Genomic DNA, 22,325 nt, shown 5'->3' with positions numbered 1-22,325 from the left:
AGCGCAATCATACAAAAGATCGGTGTAAAAAGGGAATCTGCCCTCAATGGCAGGGAATTAGGCATGGGCCAGATCAGCCTCGCTCGTGAACGAGTCGGCATAAAACTCATCCTCTGGGAGACCGCATTGCTTAATAAAATCCGTTTGGGCCGATTGAATCACAACGGGGGCACCACAGGCATAGACTTGGAATCCACTGAGATCCGGAAAGTCTGCCATTACAGCGTGATGAACAAAGCCTGTCCGGCCGGTCCAGTGATCTTCTGGTAGCGCTTCAGAAACAACAGGGATGTAACGAAAGCGGGGAATCGTACTGGCAAACTCCTGACAAAGAGCATCCATATAGAGATCTTTTGGGCGTCGGCCACCCCAGTAGAAATAGACCTCACGATCAATTTTCTTCTCACGCATATGTAACAGAATGGATTTGATCGGAGCAAAGCCTGTGCCGGATGCTAAGAAAATAATCGGTTTTTGAGTATCCTCGCGCAAGAAAAAACTTCCTTGGGGGCCTTCAAAGCGCAAGATATCTTTTTCTTTGATTGCTTTACCATCAGCTCCTTGACCAAAGAGGGGGTCAGTAAATTGACCGCCTGGCAGATGGCGAATATGCAACTCAATGGGGCCCTCTTGATGTGGGGCGCTAGCAATCGAATACGCACGACGCTTATTGTCTTTGAGTAAAAACTCTAAATACTGACCGGCTAAAAACTGAAAACGTTCACTCGCAGGCAGTTGAAGTTGAAGAATTGCAACATCATTACTTGGATACGTAATCGCCTGAATCCGACATGGTACTTTGCGCACCGGAATATCACCACCACCCTGGATTTCGCGAACGTCGATCAACACATTAGATTTGGGGTGGGCGCAGCACAATAGGGTCGCTCCGGCGGTTTCGTCGAGGGTACTCAGGGCGCTTTGGCTGTGGTCTCCATGCTCCATTCGGCCTTCGAGCACTTTGCCCTTGCATGAGCCACAGGCGCCATTTTTGCAGCCATAGGGTAGTTGAACGCCCTGACGGATGGCTGCCTCTAAAACAGTCTCATCCTCTTCCACCGTGAATGTTCTGCCACTCTTTTTGAGTTCCACCTGGTACTGCAATTCCACTTCTCCCAATAAATCGTTACGATATTCATTCTATGATGTCCAAACCCAGCCAATTTCGTCGCCCCCGTATCCTCATCATTGGATGTGGTGATATCGGTACTCGGGTTGCGCAGCAGCTGCAAGGACATACGCTTGCGCAATCGCAAGGTCGACCCAAGATTTTCGCATTAAGCAGTAGCCCCGAGCGCTTTGCCGAGCTTCGAAAGCATGGCATCACTCCCATTGAAGGAAATCTTGACCACCCTGAGACTTTATGGCGAATTGCCCATTTAGCGACAACGGTCATTCATTTGGCCCCACCAGCGCAAGATGGTGAGTTCGATCAACGCACCCGCAATCTGATACAAATTTTATCCCAGCAAGGGCGATCTGTCAGACGCCTGGTCTACATCAGCACGACCGGGGTATACGGTAATCGCAATGGTGATTTTGTCGATGAGACCAGTCAATTAAACCCCACCAGTCCGCGGGCGAAGCGACGCGTGGATGCAGAACAAACGCTTCGCTTTTGGGCGGCCTCACAAGGCGTTGCGTTAACCATTTTGCGTGTGCCCGGAATTTACGGACCTAATCGCTTACCAATTGAGCGCTTAAAAAACAACACCCCTGCTTTGCAAGAGCCGTTTGATGCGTATTCGAACCATATTCATGCGGATGATCTTGCCCGTCTCATCTGTGCAGCATTGTTTATCGGTAAACCACAGCGCGTGATTAATGCATGCGATGGTAGTGAGCAAAAAATGGGTGATTACTTTGATGAGGTCGCCAGCGCATTGCATTTGCCGAAGCCGCCACGATTACTACCCGATGAAGTGCGCGCTCAGGTGGGCCCCATGATGTGGTCATTCATGGCGGAGTCACGGCGAGTGCGTAATCAACGATTGGGTGAACTCAAGCGCCCCCTGAAATACCCTCGGGTCAAAGACTATCTAAAAACTTTGTAATTATTTCCAGCTGTCTTTTAGGCCCACGCTGCGATTGAAGACCAATTTTCCTGGAGCGCTATCTTTGCGATCAACCACAAAGTAGCCGTGCCGCTCAAATTGAAAGCGTTCTTCAGGCTGAGCACTCTGCAAACTAGGTTCCACATAGGCCTGGATCACTTTTTTGGAATCCGGATTGATAAAGCTCAGAAAATCGTTATCACCGCTATCGGGGTGTGGATCGGTAAATAAATGCTCGTATAAACGAACCTCAACAGGCAAGGCTTCTGCAGCATTAATCCAGTGGATGTTCCCCTTCACCTTGTAATTGTTAGAGTCCGGTGTACCACTTTTGCTATCTGGAAAATAGCGCGCATGAACCTCGGTGACCTTGCCTTGCTTATCGAGCTCGACGCCAGTGCACTCGATAACAAAGCCATGACGTAAGCGTACACGCCCACCAGCCGCCCCATCTTTGGGAGGGAACAGACGGAAAAATCCTTTTTCAGGATTCATCTGAAAATCATCGGCTTCAATCCAAAGCTCACGTCCAAAATGAAACTCGCGTTTACCCCATTCCGGATGGTGCGGATGCTTAGGAGCGGAACAGGGTTCTTTTGCGCCAAGGTCATAGTTTTCAATCACAAGTTTTAGTGGAGCCAAGACTGCGCTGGCGCGAGGAGCCCGCGCATCTAAATCATCGCGTAAGGCTTGCTCGAGAACGCTCATATCAATCCAGCTATCGGCTTTGGATACGCCAATGCGTTCACAAAATAAACGAATACTCTCTGGTGTGTAACCGCGACGGCGGATTCCGGCGATGGTTGGCATGCGAGGATCGTCCCAGCCGTCAACGCGTTGTTCCTCAACGAGTTGCAAGAGTTTGCGTTTACTCGTAATGGTGTACGTGAGATTGAGTCTGGCAAATTCGTATTGATGGGGTAAAGGGCCTTTAAATAACCCGCACTCTTTCAGACTGTTGAGAATCCAGTCATATAGCGGACGATTATTTTCAAACTCGAGGGTGCAAATTGAGTGTGAAACATTCTCAAGCGCATCTGAAATGCAATGGGTGAAGTCATACAAAGGGTAAATGCACCATTGATCGCCAGTGCGATGATGATGAGCATGACGAATGCGATAAATGACCGGATCGCGCATCACGATATTGGGGTGAGTCATATCAATTTTTAGACGCACCACATGGCTACCATCGGGGAACTCGCCAGCACGCATTTTTTCCAAAAGTGCGATGTTCTCATCGGCCGATCGATCTCGATAGGGGCTATTGACACCCGGTGTCGAAAAGTTGCCGCGATTTTGATGAATTTCCTCTGCACTTTGACTGTCGACATAGGCTTTGCCATGGCGCATCAAGATTTGCGCAAACTCATAGAGGCGCTCAAAGTAATCACTGGCGTAATACAAGTGCTCATGGCCCTGGTGGTGCCAATCAAATCCCAACCAGCGCACTGCATCTAAGATGCTATCGACATACTCCACATCCTCTTTGGTTGGATTGGTATCGTCAAGTCGCATATGGCAACGGCCACCCGAAGGCAGGGAATCATAATCTCTCGCTAGGCCATAGTTGAGGCAAATACTTTTGGCATGGCCAATATGCAAATAGCCATTAGGCTCCGGTGGAAAGCGGGTGACCACGGCCGGTAGGGCCTTGCCATTTGCATCAACGCGGTTGGCATAGATACCTTTGGCTAAATCATGATCAATGATTTGCCGTAAGAAATTGGATGGCTCAACGGGATTTGCAGATGGCGTAGACATCCCAGTATTGTAGAGAAGACTGCTCAAGTGGTTCCAGAAGCCAAAAAATAAGGCCCGCAACAGCGGGCCTTAGAGGATAGCAATGATTTTTTATTGTTCGTCCACAAACACTTTTTCGCGACTCTTCTTGACGGCAGGTAAAGTCACCACAATCAGCAATAAGAGAGCAGCAATGAGCAGACTCAAAGAGAGTGGGCGAGTGACAAAGGTTGAGAAATCACCCCTTGAAAGGAGGAGTGCACGACGGAAGTTTTCTTCCATCATGGGACCCAATACAAAGCCCAACAGCAGTGGAGCTGGCTCGCAGCCAAACTTCACAAACATATAGCCAATCACACCGAATGCCGCAGTGACGTACACATCAAAAATAGAGTTGTTCACGCTATACACACCAATACAGCAGAACACCAAAATTGCCGGGTACAGGAAGCGGTATGGAATCTTTAGAAGGCTGACCCAAACACTAATTAAGGGTAAGTTCAGCAAAATCAGCATCACGTTACCAATCCACATCGAGGCAATCAGGCCCCAGAAGAGGGCGGGATTGCTACTCATGACCTGAGGCCCAGGCTGAATATTGTGAATGGTCATTGCGCCGACCATCAAGGCCATCACCGCATTGGGCGGAATACCAAGAGTTAATAGCGGAATAAATGAGGTTTGTGACGCGGCATTGTTGGCCGCTTCTGGACCAGCAACACCCTCAATGGCGCCCTTACCAAATTCTTCAGAATGTTTAGAGCTCTTTTTCTCGACTGAGTAAGCACCAAACGCTGCAAGGGCTGCGCCACCACCTGGCAAGATTCCTAACATCGAACCAATGGTGGTTCCGCGCAAAATAGACGGGGTCATCCGCTTCACGTCATTCCAACTTGGAATCAGCGAAGTGACCTTGTTGAGGAAGGACTCGCCGGAACCCTTACGCTCCAGGTTCACCATGATCTCGGCAAAACCAAAGACACCCATCGCAACCGACACGAAGCCGATGCCATCGGTTAGTTGAGGAATGTCAAAGGAGTAGCGGGCAACGCCTGAGTTCACGTCGGTGCCGATAAGGCCGAGTAGGAGGCCAAGCAGAATCATGCCAACCGCTTTGATGAGCGATCCAGATGCTAAGACCACAGCACCAATCAGGCCTAAGACCATCAAGGAAAAATATTCAGCGGGACCAAACTTAAAGGCCACTTCAGCTAAGGGTGCTGCAAAGCCTGCCAAAATTAAAGTTGCCACACAACCGGCAAAGAATGAGCCCATTCCAGCGGTAAATAATGCAACGCCTCCGCGACCGCGTTTGGCCATTTGGTAGCCGTCAATCGCCGTTACCACCGAGGACGTTTCCCCGGGAATGTTGAGTAAGATCGCTGTGGTCGACCCCCCGTATTGAGAGCCATAGTAAATACCGGCCAACATAATAAGCGCGGGAGTTGGGGGAAGCGCATACGTAGCCGGCAAGAGCATGGCAATCGTTGCCACAGGACCTAAGCCCGGTAATACCCCGATTAAAGTTCCTAACAAACAACCCAGAAAGCAGTAAAACAAATTCTGGACTGTAAATGCGGTCTCAAATCCTAAAGAAAGATTATTTAGTAATTCCATGTGATCGATTCCTGAGGATTATTCTAAAAATACGGGCATGATTGGGAACTGCAATCCCAAGCCGGTAATGAATGCTAGATAGCTAAAGGCGGCAAGAGCAACTGCGTTTAGAACTGCTCCCTTCCAGCCAAACTCATGGCTGACGCTTGCCGAAACAACCACCAAAACAATGATCGTAATTACGAATCCTAAAATGGGTAATAGCAAACCATATAAGACAACCGATCCGGTAATCCATAGAACAATCTTCCAGTTCCAGGGTGGCATCTCTTCGGGATCCGCCTTTTTGGAGAAGGACCGAATCGTAATAAATAGTCCGAGAGCGGTCATCAACACGCCTAACCAAAATGGAAAATAACCAGGACCCATCTTGGCGGCGGTACCCATTTTGTAGCCCGTAGCAATAATGGCAAAGAATAGGCCGATGGCCATATACATGATCCCGGCGCCAAAATCCTTTTTATTGCGAATATTCAAAATGTGTCTCCTTTGTAGCAATCGCTGCCTTTTCGTAAAGGGCTATTTTTAGTCGATTTGTGATTGTAAGGGAATGAGCATAGGCATATTTAAGGGTTTGCCCTAATTCTGTGCCAATGCGATAATTCTGCGGATGAAAGTCTCCGAAATCCGCCAAGCCTTCCTTGATTATTTTGCCTCCAAGGGTCACCAAATCGTGGCCTCAAGTCCCGTGGTTCCTGGGGATGATCCCACTCTGCTATTTACGAATGCGGGGATGAATCAATTTAAAGATGTCTTTCTGGGGTTCGATAAGCGACCATATCAGCGCGCAACGACGGCTCAAAAGTGCATTCGAGCTGGCGGTAAACATAATGACCTAGATAACGTTGGGTATACCGCTCGTCACCATACCTTCTTTGAGATGCTCGGTAATTTCTCGTTTGGAGATTACTTCAAAGAGGATGCGATTCAATTTGCCTGGGAACTGCTAACTCAGGTCTTTAAGTTACCTAAAGATAAGTTATGGGTCACCGTCTATGCCGAGGACGATGAAGCCTATGACATTTGGGCAAATAAAATCGGTGTACCGAAAGAGCGTATTGTGCGCATTGGCGATAACAAGGGTGCGCGTTATGCATCGGATAACTTTTGGATGATGGGTGACACTGGACCCTGTGGACCTTGCACGGAAATCTTTTATGACCATGGCCCAGAAATTGCTGGTGGTCCTCCGGGTAGTCCTGATGAAGATGGTGATCGTTTCATTGAGATCTGGAATAACGTCTTCATGCAATTTAATCGCGATGAGGCCGGTGAGATGCATCCCCTGCCTAAGCCTAGTGTTGACACCGGTATGGGCTTGGAGCGAATTGCTGCTGTTTTGCAACACGTGCACTCCAACTATGAGATCGATTTATTTGCTCATCTTCTGCAAGCAGCAAAAGACGCGGTTGATCGTGCCGGGGCCAATGGTTGTGATTTAGACAGTCCATCGTTGAAGGTGATTGCGGATCACATCCGCGCTTGCAGTTTTATTGTGGTGGATGGAGTGATTCCAGGAAATGCAGGGCGCGGTTATGTATTGCGGCGAATTGCGCGGCGCGCCATCCGTCATGGGTATAAATTAGGCGCTAGGCAAGCTTTCTTTCATCAATTAGTACCTGCCCTGGTCGCTGAAATGGGCGATGCATATCCCGAGTTGCGCCAAGCGCAAGCGCGGGTCATGGATGTGCTCAAACAAGAAGAAGAGCGTTTTTTCCAGACCATTGCCAATGGTATGGAGATCCTAGAGGCTGCCCTTCAAAACAACCAAAAAGTCTTGGATGGAGAGACCGCGTTTCGTCTGCACGATACGTTTGGATTTCCTCTGGATCTTACGGCCGATGTCTGTCGTGAGCGCGGAGTCAGTGTTGATTCCGCTGGCTTTGAGGCGGCGATGCAACGCCAACGTGATCAAGCGCGGGCTGCGGGTAAATTTAAGATGGCACAGGGCTTGGATTATCGGGGCGAGCCCACTCAATTCTTGGGATATGAGCAAGTATTGATTGAGGATGCTCGCATCACCGCTTTGTATCGTGATGGCAGTCCCGTCGACTCGATTCGACCGGGAGAAAGTGCAGTCGTAGTTCTCAATCGCACCCCGTTTTATGCAGAGTCTGGTGGTCAAGTAGGCGATCGTGGCGAGTTACGAACCGAGCAATCGCAATTCATCGTAGCGGACACTTTTAAGATTCAGGCCGACGTTTTTGGACATCAAGGCGAGCTTCAAGAAGGCGAGTTAAAGCTTGGGGATGTGGTTGAGGCACGAGTTGATACAAGCTTACGTGCCAGGACGATGCGTAATCACAGTGCCACGCATTTGCTACACAAAGCCTTACGTGAGGTCCTTGGTGACCATGTTCAACAGAAGGGCTCCTTGGTCGATGCAGACAAGACGCGATTCGATTTCACCCACACTGCACCCTTGACGAAGGCTGAAATTACTCGGATTGAGCAAATGGTCAATCATGAGATTTTGACCAATACCGCAACCGCTGCCAATGTGATGGCTTTGGAAGATGCGCAAAAGACCGGAGCCATGATGCTATTTGGCGAGAAGTATGGTGAGCGTGTGCGCGTACTGGAAATTGGTTCATCTAAAGAGTTATGCGGTGGAACCCATGTCAAGAGAACAGGTGATATTGGCAGCTTTAAGATCATCTCTGAGGGTGGAGTAGCCGCTGGAATTCGTCGGGTTGAAGCCGTGACCGGTACAAATGTGATGGATTTTGTTCAGGGGCTTGAGTCGAAGATCCAAGAAGCGGCGCAATTATTAAAGACAGCTCCTCATGACCTTCCTCAACGCGTCAGCCAACTGCAAGATCAACTCAAACACGTCGAGCGTGAGCTCGAGCGTGTAAACGCTAAATTGGCTGCTAGCCAAGGCGATGATTTGATTAATCAGGCAAAGGATTTACAAGGCATCAAAGTCTTGGCTGCTCAATTAGATTCGGCCGATGCCAAGGTGTTACGAGACACGATGGATACCCTGAAAGCCAAATTAAAGTCAGCCGCAATTGTTTTGGCGGCGGTTCAAGATGGCAAAGTAAGTCTGATTGCTGGAGTGACCAGTGATGCGACCAATCGGATCAAAGCGGGTGAACTCGTCAATTTTGTAGCCCAGCAAGTGGGCGGTAAGGGTGGCGGTAAGCCCGAAATGGCGATGGCTGGTGGTAGCGATCCCAGTGGTTTAAGTAAAGCGCTCGCGGCTGTTGATGGGTGGGTTGCCGAGCGGATTTAGCGATTCGTCGCTAAAATGGCATGAAATAGGAGAATGAAATGAGTGAAGCAAGCTCGATTGTGGTTCATCGTGAAGTGGATGCTATTGGCATGAACTGCCCTTTACCTATTTTGCGTACCAAAAAAACCCTTGCAGAAATGCAAACCGGTGAGGTCTTAAAGCTCAAGGCAACTGATTCAGGCGCAACGCATGACATCCCCGCCTTTTGCAAACAAACTGGTAATGAACTGATCGCCACAGATAACGAGGGCGATACGATGGTGTTTTACGTCAAGCGCCGTTAAGACAATCTAGCACTTCGACCCAGCATTTTCTTAGCAGCTTCTAATACTTGACTGGGCTCTAGCAGGTCAAGGCATTCACTTTTGCTATTGGCGGTATCAAAGCAGCCTGCTTTTCGGCAAGGAACGCAATCACCCGGACCTTGCAAAATACAAACCTTACCTACGATTTGAGTTCGATCTCGAAGTTGATAAGGGCGGTCTCCGACGAAGCCATTGGGCCAGGGCCCAAAATTGGTGGGCGGCGTTGGGCCAAATAAAGCAATCGTTGGAATTTCGCAGGCAGCGGCAAGATGCGTTACTGATGTATCGACACCAATATACAAAGCTGCGCCGTCAAGCAAGGTTTTGACTTGGGGTAGGTTGAGTTGCCCTTTGCTATCAATGACCGATTGGGTGACCTCTTGATCAAGCAAGGAAAGAATATCCCGATTGAGCGCAAGATCCTGCTCTGCAGGCGATGCACTTAAGACCACTTGATACTTTAGGACCACAAGATCTTTAATCAATTGAGCCCAATACGCTAAAGGCCAGCGTTTATAGCCATTGAGCGGACCCGGATGTAAAACAATATACGGTTGACGAAGTTGGCTTTGTAACACTGGGGTAAGGGCCTCGCCGCTAGGAGGAGTCACCGAGATGGGATTTGCAAAAAGGTCGAGACCCTTGGCGCGGTAGAAAGGCTCGAGAAGCTTGAGTTTCTCGATGATGACGTGCTGTTCAAAATAATCGACAGGAACCCAATGCATGCAGATGGAGCGCTTCCATGCGCTTTTTTGTCGACTCTTTGGGGTATCTTGCACAACCACCCCAACTCGGCGAAGCGCTGCGAGGGAACCAAAAAAGTAGGCTCGATCGCTAGGTTGGGTGATGATGGCTAGATCGTAACGTTGGAACAAGCGATTAAAGAGTTTGAGGTATTCCCATAGATTGGGATGCTCGGAGGTTTCAATCAGCTCATGAACTTCTGGGTTGCCCTTGAGCATATCGAGCTTACCGCGATAACCTAAGAAATCAAATTGCGCCTTGGGCCAAATTCGGCGAGCTGCTTCAATTAAAGGTGTGGTGACTAGTACATCACCAATTTGTCGTGTAGCGATAAAAAGAACGCGGCTTGGATCCTTCATACCTTGATGCCAGCCTTTGCCATCATTTTTTCACGGACTCGCTTTGCATTCTCAGCCGCTTTGGACTGATCAGAGATTCGGTGAAACAGATGAAATACTTCGGTTGACCATGCACCAGATTGACGTTGAATACCAGCGTGTTGCAAGCGAAAGACAAAATCAGCATCTTCGTGACCCCAGCCAGTCATGGACTCATCAAAACCACCAATCGCAAGTGCATCCTTTTTCCAGCATGCCATATTGCAACCTTTAATGCGGCGCCAAACAAATTTCTGATAAACACGCCATACACCCGGACCCAACTTTAGTACGATGGGCCAGAACTTATTAATTCCACCATTTAATCGATAACTAATTAAATTGCTTTTGAAGGCTGCGAAGTTCCACTGCGGCCAGCTTAGGATCTTTTGGGTTAAGGATTCACTGAGAAGTACGCGGCTACCGGTCACCATCATTTGTGGTTTGGCAAGCTGACGGTGACGCTTCACAAAATCAGGTTGCACAATGCAATCGCCATCTAAGAATATGAGGTATTCGCCTTGGGCGGCCTGGATGGCCTGATTAAGAATGATTGTTTTCCGAAACCCCTGATCCTCTTGCCATAAATGCTGGATCGAGTGTTTAGAGCGTTCCTTCATTGCATGAATTAGCGTTGCGGTTTCTGGTTTAGAGCCGTCATCAGCAATGATGATTTCAAAGTTTCGATCAGTTTGAGTTTCTAGTGATTCGAGGCAAAAGCGCAGGGCTTCTGGCCAGTTATAGGTCGCAAGGAGGATCGAGATTTTGAACATAAGCGATCCTAACCCTTTTGATTCTGAGCGCGTGCCATTTGCTGGAGTCGCCAAAGCTTCATATATCGATAATACGTACCTTGTGCATTGGAGCATGCCAGGGAAAAGCCTTGAGGACCATCTAGAAATCCAGCTCGCAAGAAATACGTCCGAACGAATGACCAGGCTCCGTGCAAGACGGCTTTGATTGGACTGCCGGTTTTACCTTTGGCGAATGCTTGCTGAGCGGAGTCGGTGGAATAGCGCTCCATTTTTGCCCTGACTTGCTCGGCGTTCATGAAGCTGTAATGCAGCATCTGATGCTTTAGTTTAAGAACCTGTCCCTGTGGGATTAAACGTTCATGCACCAAATCAGAAGAGAATCGTGCAGTGCCTCGCTTAAAAAGGCGATCTACGTAGTCAGGAGTCCATCCTGAATGACGCATAAAGCGTCCGCAGTACCAGGATAAGCGTGGGATCGCATAGCAATTGGCTTGCGGTTGATTAAGAACTGATTTGATCTCTGCGCGAAGTTCGGGGGTGAGACGCTCGTCGGCGTCAAGTGATAAGACCCAATCGGAGTTTGCTAAGTCAAGAGCCCGGTTCTTTTGGGGGCCAAAGCCAGGCCAGTCCTCAGGGGAACTTATTAGCGCCCCATACGCTTTGGCAATCTCCAGGGTTTTGTCAGTACTTTGGGTGTCTACCACTACAATTTGATCAGCTAGCCCATCTAAGGATGTCAAACAATCCCCAAGATTGGCTTCCTCGTTCCGAGTGATGAGTATGACTGATAAGGTGGGCATAATTCATTATATGAATGCTTCAGACCGTCAAGCCTTAAATCGATTAATAGGCTATTTGCGCCCCCATACCCGCCTGATTGTTGGCTCCTTATTGGCTATGGCTCTTGTAGCAGCCTCGGAGACTTCCATTCCCGCCCTAATGAAGCCCCTTTTGGACGATGGCTTTTCAGGAAAGATGAATGATCAATTGTGGTTAGTGCCCTTATTTTTGGTGGGGCTGGCTATTGTGCGCAGTGGGGCTCAATTCCTCTCTAACTATCTGCTGACCAAGGTGATTAGCAATATTTTGTTAAAGCTGCGCGAACAAATGTTTGCCAGACTCTTACGTGCCAAGACCGAGTATTACCAAAAGACCACGGCCTCAAACTTAATTAATGCGGTGGTCTTTGAGGTCAATAACGTTCTATCGATTATGGGCGGTATGTTGATTAGTCTTGTGCGCGATCTGCTGACAGTCATCGGTTTGATGGGGTATTTGTTGTATTTGAACTGGCGCTTAACCTTGGTGGTCTTCGTAATTTTTCCGATCATTGCCTATGTGATGAGTAAGATCAATAAACGTTTACGTAGCCTCAATCGTCAGCAGCAGAGTATGACCAGTGAGTTAGCCTATGTGGTTGAAGAAGCTGCAGCTGGTCACAAGATTGTGAAGGTGCATGGCGGTGAAGACTATGAGATGCGTCGCTTTATGGAAAAAGCCGAGCAATTACGCAAGTTCACTCTCAAGGCGGCGGTTGCCGGTGGATTAAATCAACCAATTACTCAGTTAATTGCCTCGATGGCTTTATCGGTAGTACTCGTGATTGCCATCATGCAGTCGGCTAGCCAGGGCGTGACGGTTGGAAGTTTTGCAGCGTTTATTACCGCGATGCTGTTAATCGTATCTCCCCTCAAGCACTTGGCCGACATTAACCAGCCCTTGCAACGTGGACTTACTGCTGCCGAGATGATCTTTCAGTTGATTGATCAGCCGATTGAGGAAGAAATGATGCAAACATCGAAGCTCAAGCGGCTTGAGAAGGCTAAAGGTGAAATTACGTTTGAAGATCTTTCGTTCTCATATAACCAAGATGAGGGTCGAAAAGATGCCCTACGTAACATCAATCTCACGGTTAAGCCGGGCGAGGTGATTGCTTTTGTGGGACCATCCGGTGGAGGTAAATCAACGCTGGTTAATTTGTTACCACGTTTTTATCAGCCCAAATCTGGTCGGATTGTGCTCGATCAAATCCCAATTGAGGAGATTGTTTTAACGGATTTACGTAAACAAATTGCATTCGTGAGTCAGGATGTGATTCTGTTTAATGACACGATTGCAGCGAACGTCGCATACGGCTCGAGTAGCGGTGATGATATTGATCGTGGTCGCGTGATAGAGGCACTGGAGGCGGCTAATTTATCGAATTTATTGTCTGAGCTACCCGATGGCATTGATACGCTAATTGGGGATAATGGTAATCGTTTATCGGGTGGTCAACGACAACGCCTAGCGATCGCGCGCGCGATTTACAAAGATGCACCCATCCTGATTTTGGATGAAGCGACCTCTGCTCTCGACTCAGAGTCTGAGCGCCAAGTGCAAGAGGCGCTCGATCGGCTGATGGCCGGTAGAACTACTTTAGTGATTGCGCATCGCTTATCAACCATCGAGCATGCTGACAATATTGCTGTGCTCGACCATGGCGAAATTGTGGAATACGGCCCCCATCGGGAGCTCATTGCCAAAAACGGTTTATATGCCGGTTTGCATCGCTTGCAGTTTAGCGAGGCAAGCTAAGCAATCGAATCAATTTAAGACAATATCGTATTGCTCTTGCCGAAAACCGGCTTCAGCCTGGAGCCGAATCGGCTTTTGAATAAAGTCTCCCAGCATGGCTAAGAATTGATTTTCTTCCTCGAGAAATAAATCAATGACATCGGGGGAGGCAACAATGCGGAACTCTTTAGGATTAAATTGGCGGTGTTCACGCACAATCTCACGCAAGATTTCGTAGCAAATTGTCTGTGGTGTTTTGGTTTCACCTTTGCCATTACATGACGAGCAGGGTTCGCACAAAATATGGGATAAGGACTCGCGCGTACGTTTGCGTGTCATCTCAATAAGTCCCAGTGATGAGAAATCATTCACATTGGTGCGCACATGATCACGTGCCAAATTCTTCTTGAGCTCGTTAAGAACCGCGTCTTGATGGTCGCCTTGTGTCATATCAATAAAATCAATGATGATGATGCCGCCTAAATTGCGTAAGCGCAATTGACGGGCAATTGCTTGAGCAGCCTCCAGATTGGTTTTGAATACGGTGTCGTCTAAATTACGAGCCCCCACAAAGCTTCCGGTGTTGACGTCAATGGTGGTCATCGACTCGGTTTGATCGATCATTAGATAGCCACCTGACTTAAGATCGACACGCCGACCCAAGGCTTTATTAATTTCAGAATCAATATCAAAGAGGTCAAAGAGGGCGCGTTCACCACGATAGAGAGTTAATTTGGAGTTCAGTTGTGGCATAAACGTCTGCGCAAACTGAGTCAGACGTTCAAAGTTTTCAGCCGAATCAATCCGAATTTGACTGGTCTCCGGCCCTGCCATATCGCGCAATACCCGCTCAGCTAAATTGAGGTCTTGATGAAGGAGTGCGGGGGCTGCTTTTTCTTTGGCACGTTGCGCGATTTGTTGCCAAGTGGTGCGAAGGTATTTCAGGTCAGAAATCAAGGTTTCATCGCTCACCTGCTCGGCACTGGTGCGAACAATGATGTCACCAGATTCATCTGCTGGAATCAGGCCCTTGAGACGATTTTTGAGGGCCTCGCGCTCCTCAGGGTTTTCAATCTTTTGTGAGATGCCAATATGAATCTCTTGACCTAATGGCCGATAAATTTGTGGCAAATAGACCAAATTACGTCCCGCAATACTAATTTGGCGGGTGAGTCTAGCCCCTTTGGTCCCAAGGGGATCCTTGAGCACCTGAACTAGGAGGGTCTGTCCTTCGAAGAGTACTTTTTCAATCTGACCCCCAGTTTGCTGTTCGCCCAAATCATTAAAGTGAATGAATGCAGCACGTTCTAAACCAATATCAATAAAGGCTGATTGCATTCCAGGTAAGACCCGCGCCACCTTCGCTAAATAAATATTGCCCACAATTCCACGCTGGCGCGTACGCTCAATATGCAATTCTTGAACGGCATTTTGCTCAATTAAGGCAACGCGCGTCTCTTGCGGAGTGATATTGATGAGGATTTCTTGAGTCATTAGTGGTTTAAACCAAAGCGTACATGCGCTGCTTGTAATAGTTGAGCGGTTTCAAATAAGGGAAGCCCCATGATACCGCTATAGCTTCCAGAAATCTCCTCAATAAACGTTGCAGCCATCCCTTGAATGCCATAGGCGCCCGCCTTCCCAAACGCTTCGCCACTACTGATATAACGTTCAATTTGCTCAGGGCTTAATGTCGCAAACCGTATCCTTGACTTTTGTAATGCGCAGATTGGGATATTTGTCGGCTCTGGGGTAATGGCAACCGCTGTGTAGACCCAATGCGTCTGACCGCTCAAGATTTGCAATATTCGCATCGCATCTTCTTGATCGTGCGGCTTTCCGAGGATTTCGTGATCGGGTGAGTTAGGAAGGCTCACGGTGGTGTCGGCACAAAGAATCGGCGCCCAGGGAAGTGCAATTCCTGCTTTGCAGCGCTGATGCCAACGCTTGAGGGCAGCGCAACTTTTAGCAATAGTGACGCGTTGCGTGTAATCTGCGGCGCTTTCATTTTCCAGCACTAGCTCTAAAGACTCAGCGTCCTCATCAGGCCCCGGAAGCAGTAACTCAAAGCGCACCCCAATCTGCGAGAGTAGCTCCTGACGGCGCGGGCTTTGGGAGGCGAGGTAGATAAAGTCGTACTTCATACAAAATGATTGCCGATTTACTCGCGATGATAGGGGTGACCTTGCAGGATCGTCCAGGCACGATACAGTTGTTCGATCAGCACAAGGCGAGCAAAGGCGTGTGGCAGGGTGAGGCTTGATAGTTTCCAGGTGAGTCCGCCATTTGTTTTGAGGCTTGGGTCAAGCCCATTTGCGCCCCCGATCAAGAAGGCAACATCTTGACCGTTTGCACGCCAATTCGCTAAATGATCAGCAATTGCTTGAGTGCGAAGATCCAAACCATGCTCATCCAATGCAATGACGACCGCACCCCTCGGAATCGCCGCAATGATTTTGCTTGCTTCTTTAGCGGGGTTAATATCCGGCTTTAGTTCTTTGAGCTCAATAAGGCAGTCGCTGGGCATGCGTTTTTGGTATTCCTGACATGCTTTAGACACCCAGTCTGGCATTTTGTGACCAACCGCAATAACCCAAAGACGCATGGCTTATTCGTCGCCAGCGTCTTCACTGGCTTTGACGAGCTTCTTGGTGCCGGATAGTTTGACCCGAACCGGTTTGTCACCCCAAATTCCCTCGAGTTGGTAGTAGGCTCTCAGCATAGGCTGCAGGATATGAACCACAATATCGCCGCAATCCACTAGAACCCATTCACCCGTCTCTAAACCTTCGATCGAGATCACCTCGCCACCTTTTTCTAGAACCTTTTCTTTTACCGAGAAAGCTAAAGAACGGGTTTGGCGATTGCTGCTGCCGGTTGCGATGATCACGCGATCAAAAAGTTCGCTGAGCTTACTGCTGTCGTAGACGCGTATATCCTGTGCTTTGACATCCTCGAGGGCGTCAATGATGGTGCGCTGTAGTTTTTTAATATCCATATGGGTGTTAGAGCTCATCTTACCTTGGATTGGTAGAGGCCTTTTTCTAAAATAATGCTCCAGACCGATTCTGGCAACCATTGTTGAATGGCATCAGCGCTGGGGTGATGCGCCAGCAGAGGTCGCAGACTACTCGATGCCAAGTCAATGGAGAGCTCCTCATCCAAATAAATGAGTCCACAGGATTGTTGACAAAGTTCCTCAGCACGTCTGGTTTGATGATCTTGATAATGGGCTAATAGGGGTGGATGGTCCTGTAATTGGATCGCAATCCGATAAGGCGGTCGACTCGCGACTGCCAAATGGATGTAATGCATCAAGTCGCGCCAATCATTCCAGGTATAGAGCTGTAAAAAGCTATCAGCGCCCATCAGCCAAATTAAAGACGTTTGATCGCCATAGAGCTGTCGGAGGGCTTTGGCGCTATCAATCGTATAGCTGGGCCCAGCCCGATCAATTTCCATGGTATTCACGGTAACCTGAGTTCTGAGACCAAGCCGATGGAGTTCGATCTTTAAAACCTCAGCGGCTGCAAGGGTCATGGCATAGCGATCAAGTGCTGGGGTGATGTGAGGGCTTTTTTGCCACGGCTCACCGCTGGGTAACCACATGAGCTCGTCGAGTTTCAGACGTTTAGCAAAATGCGCAGCAAGATGAATGTGGCCCCAATGCGGCGGGTCAAATGTGCCCCCCAGGATGCCGATGGTTTTATTCAACAATGATTCGCCTTAAACCTCAGATAGCCAATCGCGTGGCTTGAGATAGCGCTCATAAAGGCGAGCTTCTGGAGTTCCTGCTTGGGGTTGCCAGTTGTATTTCCAGGTGACAACCGGTGGCATGGACATGAGGATGGATTCCGAGCGCCCTCCCGATTGAAGACCAAAGATGGTTCCTCGATCAAAGATCAGGTTGTATTCCACATAGCGACCCCGACGGTATTCCTGAAAATCACGCTCTGCCTGGGTATAGGGCTCTTGATAGCGCCGCTTGAGAATGGGCAAATATGCTGCGATGAATGCGTCTCCCACGGAGCGCATCATGGCAAAACTTCTATCAAATCCCAACTCATTGAAATCATCAAAAAAAATACCGCCAATGCCACGAGGCTCGTCCCGATGCTTGAGATAAAAATACTCATCGCACCATTTCTTAAAGCGTGGATATAAATCAGCACCAAATGGATCAAGAGCGTCTTTGGCAGTTTGATGAAAATGCTTACAGTCTTCATCCACTCCGTAGTAGGGCGTTAGATCAAAGCCACCACCAAACCACCAGACCGGGTCTTGATTGGGGGCTTGCGCAATAAAGCAGCGCACATTCATATGCGTTGTAGGCGCTTTGGGATTACGCGGATGGAACACCAAGGAAACACCCATTGCCTCAAAGGTGCGCCCAGCAATCTCCGGACGATTTTGGGTGGCTGCCGGTGGCAATTGTTGGCCACTCACATGCGAGAACCCGACGCCGCCTTTTTCGAGGACATTGCCATTCTCTAGAATACAGGTTCGTCCTGAGCCCTGCAACTTACTATCTTTGGGTTTTTCCCAGGCATCCATGACAAACGGTTTGCCATCCACCGCGCTAGTTGCGCTAGTAATGCGATCTTGCAAGTCTAATAAATAATGTTTTACAGCCTGAGTATCAATTGTTACTGCCATTCAATGTCCTTACCTTTTCTTACTTAATGGCTCGAAAGCCGATATCGCTGCGGTACTGCATGCCATCAAAATGAATCTGATCAATCGCAGAATACGCCTTTTGTTGCGCCCCTTTGACAGTATCTGCTAGACCAACAACGCACAAGACGCGGCCGCCCGAGGTACGAAGCTCACCATCCTGGATTTTGGTGCCCGCATGAAAGGTCATTTGCTCATTCGTTTCTGCGGGGATTCCAGTAATTGCATCGCCTGTTTTGGGATTTTCTGGGTAGTTGGCGGCCGCCAATACCACCCCGAGCGCAATGCGCCGATCCCAGGTCAGCTCAACTTCATTCAGTTTGCCATCGATGGCTTTATCCAAGGCCGGCACTAAATCGCTTTCAAGACGCGCCATAATCGGTTGGGTTTCAGGATCGCCCATGCGGCAATTGAACTCCAGAGTTTTAATTTGACCATCGGGTTGGATCATGAGGCCAGCATAGAGAAAACCAGTGTAGGGAATTCCGTCGGCGCGCATCCCTTCCACCGTCGGCATGATCACTTCACGCATGGCGCGAGCATGCACTTCGGGGGTTACCACCGGGGCTGGCGAGTAAGCGCCCATGCCGCCAGTATTCGGGCCTTGGTCGCCATCGAGCAAACGCTTATGGTCTTGGCTACTGGCTAGCGGCAAGACATTCTTGCCATCAACTAGAACAATAAAGCTAGCTTCCTCACCTGTTATAAATTCTTCAATCACAACTCGTGCGCCTGCATTACCGAGCTTGTTATCTGAGAGCATCATGTCAACCGCCTTATGTGCTTCGGGCAAGCTCATGGCAACCACCACTCCTTTGCCCGCAGCAAGACCGTCGGCCTTGATCACAATTGGCGCACCCTTTTGATCAATGTAGTCATGGGCTGCTAAAGCATTGGTAAAGGTTTGATAATCCGCCGTTGGAATGCCATGACGTTTCATAAATGCCTTAGAGAAGTCTTTGGACGACTCAAGTTGCGCTGCTAATTGGGTTGGACCAAAAATCCGCAAGCCCTGATTACGAAAGACATCCACAATTCCTGCAGCTAATGGTGCTTCAGGCCCTACGACGGTTAAGCCAATTTGCTCACGTTTAGCAAATGCAGCAAGCTCTTCGAGATTCGAGATCGGTAAATTTTCAATACCCGCATTTTTTTGATTCGCTGTGCCTCCATTGCCAGGAGCTACGAATACTTTTTGCACTTTCGGCGAGCGAGCGAGTTTCCAGGCCAAAGCATGTTCGCGACCGCCTGAGCCAATTAATAAAACTTTCATGATGAACCTTTTCTCCTCATCTCATAGATTGGCATTGGTATAGACCGCTTGGACATCATCCAAATTCTCGAGCACATCCAATAGTTTTTGCATCGATTCGGTTTGCTCTTGATTAAGATCGACCTCGGTCGAAGGTCGCATCGTAACCTCGGCCAACTCAGGTTTTAAACCCGCCGTCTCTAAAGCATGACGAATATTCGTGAACTCAAAGGGAGCCGTAATCACCTCAAGCGATCCATCCTCATGCGTAATTACGTCCTCTGCGCCGGCTTCAAGCGCTAATTCGAGTAATTGCTCTTCATTGGTTCCAGGAGCAAAGAGCAGTTGTCCACAGTGTTTAAATAAAAAAGCAACGGAGCCTTCTGTGCCCATATTGCCCCCGTGCTTTGAGAAGGCATGGCGAACCTCGGCAACAGTGCGGGTGCGATTGTCCGTCATCGCATCGACAATCAATGCAGCACCATTAATACCGTAACCCTCATACCGAATCTCTTCATAGTCAACGCCATCGGCAGCGCCCGTCCCGCGCGCAATCGCACGTTGCACATTGTCATTGGGCATATTGGCATCTTTGGCTTTGTCGATTGCGAGGCGCAGACGCGGATTTGCGCTGAGATCACCTCCGCCTAGGCGGGCAGCAACAGTAATCTCTTTAATGAGTTTGGTCCAAATCTTGCCACGCTTTTCGTCCTGGCGGCCCTTACGGTGTTGAATATTGGCCCATTTTGAATGACCCGCCATGGTGGCAATCCTTCTTAGATGAATAAATGAATTTCGGCTTAGAACCGTAATTTTAGGCAAAATACGAGCTTGGCTTAAAAAATGACACCCCAAGCATCGATTTCGATGAATTTGGAACAAGAATATTCAGGAGAAACCATATGTCAGTTACGCACACAAAAGCAATTCGGATCGATGAAGTTGGACCACCTGAGGTCATGAAATACGTCGATGTTTCACTGGGCGAGCCAGGACCAGGCGAGGTTTTGATTGCACAAAAAGCATGTGGCCTGAACTATATTGATATTTACTTCCGATCGGGCTACTACCCTCAGCCATTGCCAGGTGGCATTGGCATGGAAGCATCGGGCATTATTGAGAAGGTTGGCCCCGGCGTGACGCATCTCAAGGCTGGCGATCGCGTAGCCTATGCAGGTAGACCAACGGGGGCTTATGCACAGGCTCGCATCATGCCTGCAGAGACCATTGTGCAGCTACCCGATGCGATTTCGTTTGAGACCGGTGCAGGGATGATGCTGCAAGGCCTCACAGTGCAATACCTTCTAAACGATACCTATAAAGTGCAGCGCGGTGATACCGTCCTGTTTCATGCGATTGCTGGGGGTGTTGGCTTAATCGCTCTGCAATGGTTAAAGGCGATTGGTGCCACCGTGATTGGTACGGTAGGCAGCCCTGAGAAGGCGGCCCTCGCGAAGTCATATGGCTGCGATCATGTGATTGAATACCGTAGCGAAGATTTTGTAACGCGCGTGAAAGAGATTACCAATGGTAAAGGTGTGGCAGTTGCCTATGATGCGGTCGGTAAAGATACGTTCATGAAAACCCTCGACTGTATCGCCCCACGTGGTATGGCAGTGAGCTTTGGTAATGCCTCTGGATCGGTTCCGCCGATCGATCTAGCCGTTTTGTCGAGCAAGGGATCGTTAAAGTTAACCCGACCCACACTAATGACCTATGTACACAATCGCTCCTTGTTAGAGCCAATGGCCAAGGATTTATTTGAGCGCGTGACTCAGGGGCAAATTAAGATTGAGATCAAGCAACAATATCCTTTGGCAGACGCTGTGCAGGCGCACCGTGATCTGGAGGGACGCAAGACCACTGGCACGACGATCTTGATTCCCTAAGTAGTCGATTTGTGTGTTTTGGGTGCGAGGCGATGAGATTGGTTAAAATCATCGCTCTAATCACTACCGTTCATGCTTAAGTGAACGAACTAGCCTCGGTGATGGAATTGGTAGACGTGCCGGACTCAAAATCCGGTGCCGCAAGGCGTGTCGGTTCGAGTCCGACCCGAGGCACCATCAAATTTGATAATCGCTTGATTCACTCGACATTGCCTGTTCTACGATTTTGCGTGTCAGGGTGGGCGAGAACAGCTCAATAAAGGTGAAGATAAACGAGCGCAGGTAAGCGCCTTGTTTGATACCGATATGTGTGACATTGGTACCAAAGATATGTCCCACGGAGATCGATTTCAGTTGTCGATCGCGCTCGGGATCTAAGGCAACACCCGCCACGATCCCAACCCCCATGCCATTCTCGACATAGGTTTTGATCACATCCGCATCAATTGCTTCCAAAATAATGTCCGGAGTGAGGTTGCGCTGCGCAAATGCCGCATCGATTTTGCTGCGCCCAGAGAATGCTTTCGCGTAGGTGATGAGTGGATATTTAGTTAAGAGCTCTAGAGTGATGGACTCATGATTAAGTAAGGGGTGGCCGGATGGCACAACGACTGCATGCTGCCATTGGTGACTCGGTAGGGCTAAGACCCCGGGAGTATTGGCAAGTCCCTCGGTGGCAATGGCCAGATCAGCCCGATCCTCGAGCAGCATTTGGGCAATTTGACTGGGGTTGCCCTGCAATAGACTGACGCGTACCTTTGGAAAGCGCTTGGTAAATTCACTTAAGACTTTGGGTAAGGCATAGCGGGCTTGGGTATGGGTCGTGGCAATCACAAAGCTACCTTGATCTTGATTGGCGTAATCATTACCAACCCGTTTTAAGGTCTCCGCTTCCTCTAATAAGCGTTCAATCGAAACCAAGATACGCTTGCCGGGCTCGGTTAACGAACGAATCCGTTTACCATGGCGTCGAAAGATTTCAACGCCTAACTCATCTTCAAGTTCAATAATCGCTTTGGAGACACCCGGCTGCGAAGTAAACAGCGCCTTCGCAGCTGCCGTCAGATTAAAGTTCTGACGGACCACCTCGCGAACAAAGCGCAGTTGATGAAGATTCATTC

At 48.9% G+C, this 22,325-nt stretch carries 21 protein-coding genes and 1 tRNA gene; 6 read left to right on the top strand and 16 right to left on the bottom strand.

All coding sequences use genetic code 11. From position 1 onward, the window contains the following. Positions 1-57 precede the first annotated feature (57 nt). Positions 58-1,104, bottom strand: a complete 1,047-nt coding sequence (locus AOC32_RS07920) for a CDP-6-deoxy-delta-3,4-glucoseen reductase (protein ID WP_108509396.1) — start codon at positions 1,102-1,104, stop codon at positions 58-60. 38 nt (positions 1,105-1,142) lie between these two features. Here AOC32_RS07920 and AOC32_RS07915 point away from each other — a divergent pair, with 38 nt between their 5' ends. Then, a complete protein-coding gene (locus tag AOC32_RS07915; RefSeq protein WP_108508938.1) occupies positions 1,143-2,054 on the top strand; it encodes an SDR family oxidoreductase in 912 nt (303 codons plus the stop codon). Here AOC32_RS07915 and AOC32_RS07910 read toward each other — a convergent pair whose 3' ends face one another. From AOC32_RS07910 to AOC32_RS07900, 3 genes are all read right to left on the bottom strand, one after another. Beyond that, positions 2,055-3,818 (bottom strand): glutamine--tRNA ligase/YqeY domain fusion protein, encoded by a 1,764-nt coding sequence (locus AOC32_RS07910; protein ID WP_108508937.1) that lies wholly within the window; start codon positions 3,816-3,818, stop codon positions 2,055-2,057. 90 nt (positions 3,819-3,908) lie between these two features. Continuing rightward, positions 3,909-5,414, bottom strand: a complete 1,506-nt coding sequence (locus AOC32_RS07905; RefSeq protein WP_108508936.1) for a tripartite tricarboxylate transporter permease — start codon at positions 5,412-5,414, stop codon at positions 3,909-3,911. 18 nt (positions 5,415-5,432) lie between these two features. Next, on the bottom strand, positions 5,433-5,891 hold the full coding sequence (locus AOC32_RS07900; RefSeq protein WP_108508935.1) for a tripartite tricarboxylate transporter TctB family protein: 459 nt from the start codon (positions 5,889-5,891) through the stop codon (positions 5,433-5,435). Positions 5,892-6,024: 133 nt separating this feature from the next. Between AOC32_RS07900 and alaS the strand changes: the two genes are divergently transcribed. Both alaS and AOC32_RS07890 read left to right on the top strand, forming a co-directional pair. Next, a complete protein-coding gene (gene alaS, locus AOC32_RS07895; protein WP_108508934.1) occupies positions 6,025-8,652 on the top strand; it encodes an alanine--tRNA ligase in 2,628 nt (875 codons plus the stop codon). Between the two features lie 56 nt (positions 8,653-8,708). Further along, positions 8,709-8,936, top strand: a complete 228-nt coding sequence (locus AOC32_RS07890; protein WP_108509395.1) for a sulfurtransferase TusA family protein — start codon at positions 8,709-8,711, stop codon at positions 8,934-8,936. Here AOC32_RS07890 and AOC32_RS07885 read toward each other — a convergent pair. From AOC32_RS07885 to AOC32_RS07875, 3 genes are read right to left on the bottom strand one after another with little or no spacing between them, the layout of a single operon-like run. Next, the gene (locus AOC32_RS07885) at positions 8,933-10,060 is read right to left on the bottom strand and encodes a glycosyltransferase family 9 protein (protein ID WP_108508933.1); all 1,128 of its coding nucleotides are present in this window, start codon (positions 10,058-10,060) and stop codon (positions 8,933-8,935) included. The two genes, AOC32_RS07890 and AOC32_RS07885, sit on opposite strands and share 4 nt — an antisense overlap. Beyond that, positions 10,057-10,851: a glycosyltransferase family 2 protein gene (locus tag AOC32_RS07880; protein ID WP_108508932.1), complete on the bottom strand. Its 795-nt coding sequence runs from the start codon at positions 10,849-10,851 to the stop codon at positions 10,057-10,059. The genes AOC32_RS07885 and AOC32_RS07880 overlap by 4 nt, the downstream gene beginning before the upstream one ends. Before the next feature lie 8 nt (positions 10,852-10,859). Then, positions 10,860-11,633 (bottom strand): glycosyltransferase family 2 protein, encoded by a 774-nt coding sequence (locus AOC32_RS07875; RefSeq protein ID WP_108508931.1) that lies wholly within the window; start codon positions 11,631-11,633, stop codon positions 10,860-10,862. A gap of 10 nt (positions 11,634-11,643) precedes the next feature. Here AOC32_RS07875 and msbA point away from each other — a divergent pair, with 10 nt between their 5' ends. After that, entirely contained in the window at positions 11,644-13,410 is a 1,767-nt protein-coding gene (gene msbA, locus AOC32_RS07870) for a lipid A export permease/ATP-binding protein MsbA (RefSeq protein ID WP_108508930.1), read from the top strand. 9 nt (positions 13,411-13,419) lie between these two features. Here the strand turns inward: msbA and rng are convergent, their stop codons facing one another. Genes rng through AOC32_RS07830 form a run of 8 tightly spaced genes read right to left on the bottom strand, consistent with a single transcriptional unit; the run spans position 13,420 to position 20,077 of the window. Then, the gene (gene rng / locus AOC32_RS07865; RefSeq protein WP_108508929.1) at positions 13,420-14,883 is read right to left on the bottom strand and encodes a ribonuclease G; all 1,464 of its coding nucleotides are present in this window, start codon (positions 14,881-14,883) and stop codon (positions 13,420-13,422) included. Beyond that, on the bottom strand, positions 14,883-15,533 hold the full coding sequence (locus AOC32_RS07860) for a Maf family protein (protein WP_108508928.1): 651 nt from the start codon (positions 15,531-15,533) through the stop codon (positions 14,883-14,885). The genes rng and AOC32_RS07860 overlap by 1 nt, the downstream gene beginning before the upstream one ends. Positions 15,534-15,550: 17 nt before the next feature. After that, the gene (gene rlmH / locus AOC32_RS07855) at positions 15,551-15,994 is read right to left on the bottom strand and encodes a 23S rRNA (pseudouridine(1915)-N(3))-methyltransferase RlmH (protein WP_108508927.1); all 444 of its coding nucleotides are present in this window, start codon (positions 15,992-15,994) and stop codon (positions 15,551-15,553) included. 3 nt (positions 15,995-15,997) lie between these two features. After that, positions 15,998-16,405, bottom strand: a complete 408-nt coding sequence (rsfS, locus tag AOC32_RS07850) for a ribosome silencing factor (protein ID WP_234409732.1) — start codon at positions 16,403-16,405, stop codon at positions 15,998-16,000. Further along, complete coding sequence (locus AOC32_RS07845; protein WP_159074923.1) at positions 16,402-17,103, bottom strand: nicotinate-nucleotide adenylyltransferase; 702 nt, start codon at positions 17,101-17,103, stop codon at positions 16,402-16,404. Before AOC32_RS07845 ends, rsfS begins: the two co-directional genes overlap by 4 nt. A 12-nt stretch (positions 17,104-17,115) precedes the next feature. Next, the gene (gene hemF / locus AOC32_RS07840) at positions 17,116-18,045 is read right to left on the bottom strand and encodes an oxygen-dependent coproporphyrinogen oxidase (protein WP_108508924.1); all 930 of its coding nucleotides are present in this window, start codon (positions 18,043-18,045) and stop codon (positions 17,116-17,118) included. A gap of 19 nt (positions 18,046-18,064) precedes the next feature. Further along, positions 18,065-19,336, bottom strand: a complete 1,272-nt coding sequence (gene purD / locus AOC32_RS07835) for a phosphoribosylamine--glycine ligase (RefSeq protein WP_108508923.1) — start codon at positions 19,334-19,336, stop codon at positions 18,065-18,067. Positions 19,337-19,357: 21 nt separating this feature from the next. After that, complete coding sequence (locus tag AOC32_RS07830; RefSeq protein ID WP_108508922.1) at positions 19,358-20,077, bottom strand: YebC/PmpR family DNA-binding transcriptional regulator; 720 nt, start codon at positions 20,075-20,077, stop codon at positions 19,358-19,360. A 140-nt stretch (positions 20,078-20,217) separates the two neighbouring features. Between AOC32_RS07830 and AOC32_RS07825 the strand changes: the two genes are divergently transcribed. Continuing rightward, positions 20,218-21,204 carry a quinone oxidoreductase family protein gene (locus AOC32_RS07825; protein ID WP_108508921.1) on the top strand — a complete coding sequence of 329 codons (987 nt, stop codon included), beginning with the start codon at positions 20,218-20,220 and terminating at the stop codon, positions 21,202-21,204. Between the two features lie 92 nt (positions 21,205-21,296). Beyond that, positions 21,297-21,381: transfer RNA gene (locus tag AOC32_RS07820), tRNA-Leu, on the top strand. Here AOC32_RS07820 and AOC32_RS07815 read toward each other — a convergent pair. Continuing rightward, positions 21,382-22,323 carry a CysB family HTH-type transcriptional regulator gene (locus AOC32_RS07815; protein ID WP_108508920.1) on the bottom strand — a complete coding sequence of 314 codons (942 nt, stop codon included), beginning with the start codon at positions 22,321-22,323 and terminating at the stop codon, positions 21,382-21,384. Positions 22,324-22,325 lie beyond the last annotated feature (2 nt).

It is taken from the genome of Polynucleobacter acidiphobus (assembly GCF_003065385.1).
Lineage (GTDB): Bacteria > Pseudomonadota > Gammaproteobacteria > Burkholderiales > Burkholderiaceae > Polynucleobacter > Polynucleobacter acidiphobus.
The sequence above is the reverse complement of the archived record's forward strand: the minus strand, read 5'-3'. Positions and strand labels throughout refer to the sequence as shown.

Excerpts from the sequence above, each read along its gene's own strand:
- AOC32_RS07885 (WP_108508933.1), bottom strand. The coding sequence starts at position 10,060 with ATGAAGGATCCAAGCCGCGTTCTTTTTATCGCTACACGACAAATTGGT.
- rng (WP_108508929.1), bottom strand. The coding sequence starts at position 14,883 with ATGACTCAAGAAATCCTCATCAATATCACTCCGCAAGAGACGCGCGTT.
- msbA (WP_108508930.1), top strand. The coding sequence starts at position 11,644 with ATGAATGCTTCAGACCGTCAAGCCTTAAATCGATTAATAGGCTATTTG.
- purD (WP_108508923.1), bottom strand. The coding sequence starts at position 19,336 with ATGAAAGTTTTATTAATTGGCTCAGGCGGTCGCGAACATGCTTTGGCC.
- rlmH (WP_108508927.1), bottom strand. The coding sequence starts at position 15,994 with ATGCGTCTTTGGGTTATTGCGGTTGGTCACAAAATGCCAGACTGGGTG.
- AOC32_RS07825 (WP_108508921.1), top strand. The coding sequence starts at position 20,218 with ATGTCAGTTACGCACACAAAAGCAATTCGGATCGATGAAGTTGGACCA.
- AOC32_RS07815 (WP_108508920.1), bottom strand. The coding sequence starts at position 22,323 with ATGAATCTTCATCAACTGCGCTTTGTTCGCGAGGTGGTCCGTCAGAAC.
- AOC32_RS07875 (WP_108508931.1), bottom strand. The coding sequence starts at position 11,633 with ATGCCCACCTTATCAGTCATACTCATCACTCGGAACGAGGAAGCCAAT.
- AOC32_RS07910 (WP_108508937.1), bottom strand. The coding sequence starts at position 3,818 with ATGTCTACGCCATCTGCAAATCCCGTTGAGCCATCCAATTTCTTACGG.
- AOC32_RS07830 (WP_108508922.1), bottom strand. The coding sequence starts at position 20,077 with ATGGCGGGTCATTCAAAATGGGCCAATATTCAACACCGTAAGGGCCGC.
- AOC32_RS07915 (WP_108508938.1), top strand. The coding sequence starts at position 1,143 with ATGATGTCCAAACCCAGCCAATTTCGTCGCCCCCGTATCCTCATCATT.
- AOC32_RS07905 (WP_108508936.1), bottom strand. The coding sequence starts at position 5,414 with ATGGAATTACTAAATAATCTTTCTTTAGGATTTGAGACCGCATTTACA.
- AOC32_RS07880 (WP_108508932.1), bottom strand. The coding sequence starts at position 10,851 with ATGTTCAAAATCTCGATCCTCCTTGCGACCTATAACTGGCCAGAAGCC.
- rsfS (WP_234409732.1), bottom strand. The coding sequence starts at position 16,405 with ATGAGCTCTAACACCCATATGGATATTAAAAAACTACAGCGCACCATC.
- AOC32_RS07860 (WP_108508928.1), bottom strand. The coding sequence starts at position 15,533 with ATGAAGTACGACTTTATCTACCTCGCCTCCCAAAGCCCGCGCCGTCAG.
- hemF (WP_108508924.1), bottom strand. The coding sequence starts at position 18,045 with ATGGCAGTAACAATTGATACTCAGGCTGTAAAACATTATTTATTAGAC.
- alaS (WP_108508934.1), top strand. The coding sequence starts at position 6,025 with ATGAAAGTCTCCGAAATCCGCCAAGCCTTCCTTGATTATTTTGCCTCC.